Source organism: Leisingera sp. ANG-M1, assembly GCF_000813745.1.
GTDB lineage: Bacteria > Pseudomonadota > Alphaproteobacteria > Rhodobacterales > Rhodobacteraceae > Leisingera.
This window is the reverse complement of the sequence record NZ_JWLC01000040.1, coordinates 21,941-23,164: the sequence shown is the minus strand read 5'-3', so window position 1 is coordinate 23,164 and position 1,224 is coordinate 21,941. Positions and strand designations below refer to the sequence as shown.

General features: G+C 59.5%; 1 protein-coding gene. It reads left to right on the top strand.

The annotated features are described in order from the left end of the window. Window positions 1-21 precede the first annotated feature (21 nt). Window positions 22-1,224 (top strand): beta-ketoacyl-[acyl-carrier-protein] synthase family protein (locus RA19_RS24890; protein WP_052262058.1); only part of this gene is annotated, 1,203 nt, incomplete at its 3' end.

The window sequence follows — 1,224 nt, the reverse complement described above, 5'->3', positions numbered from 1 at the left end:
TCGAACCATCGAGGAACCGACATGACTGAACGTGTAGTGGTCACGGGCATCGGCCTGCTTTCCGCCATCGGCAACGATTATCACAGCTTTGCAAAGAACGTGCTGGCTGGCACCAATGGTATTGCTCAGGTCTCGGCTTTCGATCCCGAACCGCTTGCTGCAAGGCTTGGTGGTGAGGTCGATATCGACCTGTCAGAGCATTTCCCGGAGGCGCAGCTGCGCCGGATGGACCGCTGTTCTATGTTGGCCGTTGTCGCTGCCCGTCAATCCATGGCTATGGCCGGTCTGGATGCCAGCCACTATGATAAGACACGCGTTGGCGTCTTTCTTGGAACGACCCTTGGGGGCATGATCGGCGCGACCGCATATTACGAGGCCTTTGCCCGTAAGAAAGAACAGCGCCTTTCCTATCTGCAGGACTACCCCTTGTATTCAGCAGGCGCACGGGTCATCGAGGATTTTGGTTTTTCGGGACCCAATCTCGCTTTCAGTACCGCCTGTTCGTCAGGTAACGTGGCGTTGGGTCATGGCGCAGATTACATCCGGCACGGGCGCTGTGACATGGTGCTGGCCGGGGGCGTCGACACTATGGCAAAGATCACGCTTGCGGGGTTCAACGCTCTCAAAAATGTCAGCCCCGAAGCCATCCGCCCCTTTGACAGAAACCGCACCGGCGTAGTGCTGAGCGAGGCCGCCGCGATCCTAGTTCTTGAATCGGAAACAAGGGCACGGGCACGCGGGGCCACCATCCTTGCCGAAATCGCAGGCTACGGGATGAGTACCGATGCCTACCACATGACCGCTCCGGATGCGACCGGGCGCGGTCCGGCTTTGGCAGTGTCGCGGGCTCTGGCTCAGGCTGGTCTGACACCGGCAGACATCGACCACGTCAATGCCCATGGAACCGCAACAAAACACAATGACGAAATCGAGGCCCGGGTCATCCGCAAGGTCTTCGGCACATTGGCAGACGGCATTCCGGTGACTTCGACAAAGTCCCAGCATGGCCATGCCCTTGGCGCGGCCGGCGCCGTCGAGGCTGCCGCCGCTATTGCCGCGATCCAGGAGAGCCGGGTTCCGCCAACGCTGAACCACGAAGAAACCGACCCGAAATGTAACGTGGATGTGGTCGCAGGGGCGCCGCGTGATCATCGGGTGAATGCGGTCCTGTCCAACAATTTTGGTTTCGGCGGGAACAATTGCACCGTGATCTTTACGCACACC